We start from the raw sequence: 5769 nt of genomic DNA on the forward strand, positions 1-5769 counted from the left end.
ATGTATCTGTTCAAGTGCTTGTCTTAAAAACATAAAAAAATCCAAGTGCATTAAATACACTTGGATTTTTACACATCTACAGGATCGTTCAACTGATCATTTTGGGCTTAACTGATCAGCATTAAGCTAATGGCTCGCTTTTTTGTGTTTATAACTTAGTAAGTCAGCCGAACTTAACCATAACGTTGCATCTCTTGTTCTATATTGGTTAGTGTATCTGGTTGTTGATTAAACCAATTTAGTTGTTGGGATAACTGAGTAACGCTACCGATAATAATTAAAGCAGGGCTAGCAGCTTGTTGAGCAAGTATTTCTATTTGAGCGAGTTCTCCTGTTAATACGCGTTGGTGGATCGTTGTACCACGCTCAATAATGGCTATAGGTGTTGTTAGCGACATACCATAAGCACTTAATTTATGACGAATAACACTGCTTTGATTTAATCCCATATAAAACACTAACGTATGCTTAGCGCGCGCCAGTGATAACCAATCTATTTGATCTTGATCTTGTTTTAAATGCCCAGTAATAAATTGCACACTTTGGGCGTGATCGCGATGGGTTAATGGAATGCCTGCATATGCTGCACATCCTGATGCTGCAGTGATCCCCGGTACGACTTCAAAAGGAATATTAAATGGCAGTAAAGCTTCTAATTCTTCCCCCCCGCGGCCAAAAATAAACGGATCGCCACCTTTTAAACGTACGACTTGTTTACCAGCTAATGCATGTTCAACTAACAGATGATTAATTTGCTGTTGAGGCACACAATGATTACCGGCTTCTTTCCCTACAAAAATGGCTTGGCAGCGAGGAGGAAAGAGATCAACGATCTCTTGTGAGACTAAGCGATCATAAATAATGACATCAGCCTGTTGAATCAAGCGTAGTGCTTTGACTGTAAGTAAATCAGGATCACCTGGGCCTGCACCAACAAGAATCACTTTACCGATTTCAGTTGGGGTAGATAACGCATATAAAGTGTCTGATGGGTGCATAAGTTTACTCCAAAACTGTGTCATTATGGTCGGCATAATTATATTGATTGCTGTACTTGAGTATCAGCTGTTGCTGATTTAATCATTGGACGTTGTGATTTTGGTGTTGTAAACCAATAGCCTAAGCCCATAAATACTACGCCAGAAAGCGTATTACCGATTGTTACCCACAATAAGTTATGTCCAATACCAACGAGGGTAAATGCGTCTTTGTGATCGCCAAACCAAGATAGAGCAAAAATAGTCATATTAGCGATTGAGTGCTCAAATCCTGAAGCAATAAAGGCCAATAAACACCACCAAATGGCAATGAATTTTGCTGAACCTTCAACGCGTTGGCACATCCAAATAGCTAAACAAACAAGCCAGTTACATAGCATGCCTTTAAACAGTAATACCGACGCTGGAGCTGCAGTTTTTGCCATAGCAACATTATTTAATAGGCTGTTACCATCGTTTAAAAGTTTGCCACCACCGGCATAAAAGAAAAGTAGGGCAACACCAACCGAACCTAATAGATTTCCCATCCATGTTTGGGGTAATACACGTAATGTGTCAGCAACGGTGATTTGACCTGTTTTCACACCAAAAGTTAAAAACATAGTGTGCCCAGTGTAAAGTTCAGATCCAGCAATAATCACTAAGGTTAAAGCGATGCCAAATGTCGATCCCATTACAAGGGGTCTAATACTTGGGTCGACTATATTGCCAAGTGTGAAAATTAAAATAATGCCCAAACCAACGTAAGCGCCAGCCATAGCAGAGCTTAGCCAAAATCCGAGTTTCTCTTTTTGTGCAAATTCAACAATACGTGCCGCATTAGCGGAGCATTTTTTGATGGTATCAGCGTACATACATTTTCCCTGTAGAAATTAAAACTGTTTGTCATAAGCTAATAGACAAGTTGCCGTATTAACTTATGGCAAAGAAGAGTTTGGCACTCTCGGCCAAACTCATTACTGCTCTAATTACAAGCGAACCTGTACTTGACCCTGATGAACTTGAATCTGATAACAAGCAATTTTGATATCAGGTTGTTCTAAACAATGGCCATCAACTAATGAAAAGCGTTGTTTCTTTAATGGACTCGCGATCCATAGTTGATTCTGATGCTGGCAAATAATCCCACGAGAGAGGACATTTGATTGTGCAAAGGGGTCTTTATTATTGAGGGCAAACAATTGCTCACTATTGTCTGGACGGAAAATAGCTACTTGTTGATCGCCAACTAGGGCACAAACGCCTGTGCCGGGGATCAAATCATCAAGATTACATACAGAGATCCACTGACTCATGCTTTTTCCTCCAATGAAATAATAAAGGTTGTATCTTGTTCATTATTGATTGTTTTTTCACTAATAGCTGCAGGGCGATGTTGTTCTCGTTCGGGTACAAAAACAACATTGCTATCACGTTCTGTGCTATTAATAAAATGAGAAAAACGTTTTAATTGCTGCTCATTGCTTAGTGTGGCTTGCCACTCACAGTGATAACTCGCAATCAACCGTTCTGCATCAGCTTCAAGTTGTTGGTTAAGGCCTAATTTATCATTGATGATGACATCTTTTAGATAGTCTACACCGCCGTCTAAGCTAGTTAACCATGTTGAAGTACGCTGTAATTTGTCGGCAGTACGCACATAAAACATCAAGTAGCGGTCGATATATTTAATTAATGTTGCAGTATCAAGATCTGCTGCTAATAAATCAGCATGGCGGGGCTTCATTCCACCATTACCTCCGACATACATATTCCAACCCGCATCTGTTGCAATAATACCTAAATCTTTACCTTGAGCTTCGGCACACTCTCGAGTACAACCAGAAACACCAAACTTCATTTTATGAGGAGTACGAATACCTTTGTAACGGTTTTCTAGTTGGACGCCTAAACCGACACTGTCTTGCACACCAAAACGACACCAAGTGCTACCAACACATGTTTTTGCCATGCGTAATGCTTTGGCATAGGCTTGACCTGTTTCAAATCCGGCATCAATCAGACGTTGCCAAATTTGTGGTAAATCGTCTTTATGAGCACCAAAAAGGCCTATACGTTGAGCGCCAGTTACCTTGGTATAAAGTTTATAATCACTTGCAATTTGAGCTAATGCTAATAATCCCGCAGGTGTTACTTCACCACCCGCCATCCGTGGGATAACAGAGTAGGTACCATCTTTTTGCATGTTGCCAAGAAAAATATCATTGGTATCCTGTAACGGTGTATTTTTAGGGCTAAGAGCGTATTCATTCCAGCATGACGCCAGAATAGAGCCAATGGCAGGTTTACACACCTCACAACCGTAACCTTTACCGTATTTAGCAAGTAAAGCATCAAAAGAGGTGATTTCTTCAACGCGAATAAGGTGGAAGAGTTCTTGACGAGAGTATTCAAAATGCTCACAAAGGTGATTCTTAACTTCAACGCCAGCCTTTGCAAGTTCACTATTAAGGACTTGAGTGATTAATGGAACACAACCACCACAGCCTGTGCCTGCTTTTGTTAACGCTTTTATATCACCAAGTGTTGTATAACCTTCAGCAACGGCGGCTGCTATTTTACCTTTAGTGACGTCAAAACATGAACAAATGACCGCACTGTCAGGTAATGAATCTGCGCCCATTGCAGGTTTTTCTGCACCAGCATGAGCAGGTAGAATCAAACTGTCAGGGTTTTCAGGTAATTCAATATTGTTTAATTTAAGTTGTAATAAATTACCATAATCAGCGGTGTCGCCGACTAATACTGCACCTAATAGTTGTTTACCATCTTCAGAAACAATAATACGTTTATACACATCTTGCTGTTCGTTAAGGTAAACATAACTTTTACAGTTAGGAGTACGGCCATTCGCGTCACCAATACTGCCAACTTTTACGCCTAGTAATTTCAATTTGGCGCTCATATCAGCACCGTCAAAAGTATGAGACTCGCCCAGTAAGTGACCGACAGCAATTTGTGCCATTTTATAACCAGGGGCAACGAGACCAAAGAACATATTGTTCCAAGATGCACACTCACCAATGGCATAAATATCATCATCAGATGTTTGACAGAAATTATTGATTGCAATACCACCACGGTTACCTAGCTCTAAATCACAATGGTGAGCGAGTTTATCTTGTGGACGAATACCAGTAGAGAATACGATGAAGTCAACTTCGAGTGAAGTGCCATCAGCAAAGGTAAGGGTATTACGAGCGTGTTGGCCATTTGCGATGATTTCTTGGGTATTTTTACCTGTATGAACAATAACACCAAGTTGTTCGATTTTTTTACGAAGTTGCGCGCCGCCATGAGGGTCTAGTTGTTCAGCCATTAATACTGGCGCAAATTCAATAACATGAGTATCAACACCTAGTGCTTTTAAAGCACCAGCTGCTTCTAGTCCTAATAATCCGCCACCAACGACAACACCACTTTTACTGTGTTTAGCCGTTGCTTCGATCGCTTTTAGATCTTCAATTGTACGATAGACAAAACAATCTTTTGAATCATTACCTTTAATTGATGGCACCCAAGGATACGATCCTGTTGCCATAATTAATTTATCGTAATGAACTTCACGACCACTACTAGAATAAATGAGTTTTTGATCTCGGTTAATCGTGATGGCACGTTCACCTAAGAAAACGTTAATACCATGTTTTTGATAAAAACCTTGTTTAACGAGAGATAATTCTTCTGCAGTGTGATGAGAGAAATAAGATGAGAGGTGAACTCTATCATAAGCAACTCGTGGTTCTTCACAAAAGACAGTAACATCATAGTTACTCATGTCAGCTTTATCGACTAGCTCTTCGATATAGCGATGACCAACCATACCGTTACCAATAATTGCTATTTTGACTTTGTTCATAGATCCTCTTAACAATATCGTGAATTACGATAAGCTTATTGAGTGTTAACTAGAATAAATATGACACAAATCAAGTCAAACTTTAAATAACCCTAAAGAGGTATGCTTAAAAATCAAATGATTAGATGTAAAAATTAACTTCATTAATAAGTGCTATAAAAAGAAAGAGAATAAAGATAGGTAATGGTGTTATTAAGGACGAATAACATACCTGTAATTAAGCCATAGTAATGAATATGAATACTTGCGATATATAAACAAATGACAGTTTAAAGGGTTGATAATATTTCAATTTAATTCTTTGAATTCTAAGTGGGTGGATTTTGATCAACAATGGGCTGATTTTTAGGTGGATGTAACGGAAAATAACCACTTAAATAAAAAGTCATAATTTTTCGTTGACTCAGCCCGTAAAATCAGTAAATTACACCACATACCGCAGCGGGGTGACTTGCTAAGGTGAGTGAAGATTAGGTTCTTTACAAAAATGGCGCGTTGGCAGAGTGGCTATGCAGCGGATTGCAAATCCGTGTACCTCGGTTCGACTCCGGGACGCGCCTCCATTCTCTTTTGAGAATATGCGACACTAGCTCAGCTGGTAGAGCGCAACCTTGCCAAGGTTGAGGTCACGAGTTCGAACCTCGTGTGTCGCTCCAATTTAAGAATATTGATGTTATCAGTGTTCAGCAATACAAGAGGTGACTCAACAATGTTGAGGTCACGCCTGAGTTTACAAGATCGGGAACCTCGTGTGTCGCTCCAAATTAAAAAATACGGCTTAGGCGGTATTTACAGATGGTGTCTTACCCATCGCAAGAAATTGCGTGCCCTGGTGGTGGAATTGGTAGACACAAGGGATTTAAAATCCCTCGGCGTTCGCGCTGTGCCGGTTCAAGTCCGGCCCGGGGCACC

General features: G+C 40.1%; 4 protein-coding genes and 3 tRNA genes. 3 read left to right on the forward strand and 4 right to left on the reverse strand.

Annotated features, from left to right (window positions below; all coding sequences use genetic code 11):
- Nucleotides 1–173 precede the first annotated feature (173 nt).
- From cobA to nirB, 4 genes are all read right to left on the reverse strand, one after another.
- Nucleotides 174–998 carry a uroporphyrinogen-III C-methyltransferase gene (cobA, locus tag C9I86_RS19555; RefSeq protein ID WP_107277253.1) on the reverse strand — a complete coding sequence of 275 codons (825 nt, stop codon included), beginning with the start codon at nucleotides 996–998 and terminating at the stop codon, nucleotides 174–176.
- A 38-nt stretch (nucleotides 999–1036) separates the two neighbouring features.
- Complete coding sequence (gene nirC, locus C9I86_RS19560) at nucleotides 1037–1852, reverse strand: nitrite transporter NirC (protein ID WP_107277254.1); 816 nt, start codon at nucleotides 1850–1852, stop codon at nucleotides 1037–1039.
- Nucleotides 1853–1966: 114 nt separating this feature from the next.
- Nucleotides 1967–2293, reverse strand: coding sequence for a nitrite reductase small subunit NirD (gene nirD, locus C9I86_RS19565; RefSeq protein WP_107277255.1), 327 nt, complete (start codon nucleotides 2291–2293; stop codon nucleotides 1967–1969).
- Nucleotides 2290–4857, reverse strand: coding sequence for a nitrite reductase large subunit NirB (gene nirB, locus C9I86_RS19570; protein ID WP_107277256.1), 2568 nt, complete (start codon nucleotides 4855–4857; stop codon nucleotides 2290–2292). Before nirB ends, nirD begins: the two co-directional genes overlap by 4 nt.
- A gap of 489 nt (nucleotides 4858–5346) precedes the next feature.
- On the opposite strand from nirB, the gene C9I86_RS19575 reads away from it, so the two are divergent.
- From C9I86_RS19575 to C9I86_RS19585, 3 genes are all read left to right on the forward strand, one after another.
- A tRNA-Cys gene (locus C9I86_RS19575) sits at nucleotides 5347–5420 on the forward strand.
- 17 nt (nucleotides 5421–5437) lie between these two features.
- Nucleotides 5438–5513, forward strand: a tRNA-Gly gene (locus tag C9I86_RS19580).
- Nucleotides 5514–5683: 170 nt separating this feature from the next.
- Nucleotides 5684–5767, forward strand: a tRNA-Leu gene (locus C9I86_RS19585).
- Nucleotides 5768–5769 lie beyond the last annotated feature (2 nt).

The organism is Photobacterium sp. NCIMB 13483 (genome assembly GCF_003025475.1).
Lineage (GTDB): Bacteria > Pseudomonadota > Gammaproteobacteria > Enterobacterales > Vibrionaceae > Photobacterium > Photobacterium piscicola.

Coding starts and splice junctions, on each gene's coding strand:
- cobA (WP_107277253.1), bottom strand. CDS start 998: ATGCACCCATCAGACACTTTATATGCGTTATCTACCCCAACTGAAATC.
- nirC (WP_107277254.1), bottom strand. CDS start 1,852: ATGTACGCTGATACCATCAAAAAATGCTCCGCTAATGCGGCACGTATT.
- nirD (WP_107277255.1), bottom strand. CDS start 2,293: ATGAGTCAGTGGATCTCTGTATGTAATCTTGATGATTTGATCCCCGGC.
- nirB (WP_107277256.1), bottom strand. CDS start 4,857: ATGAACAAAGTCAAAATAGCAATTATTGGTAACGGTATGGTTGGTCAT.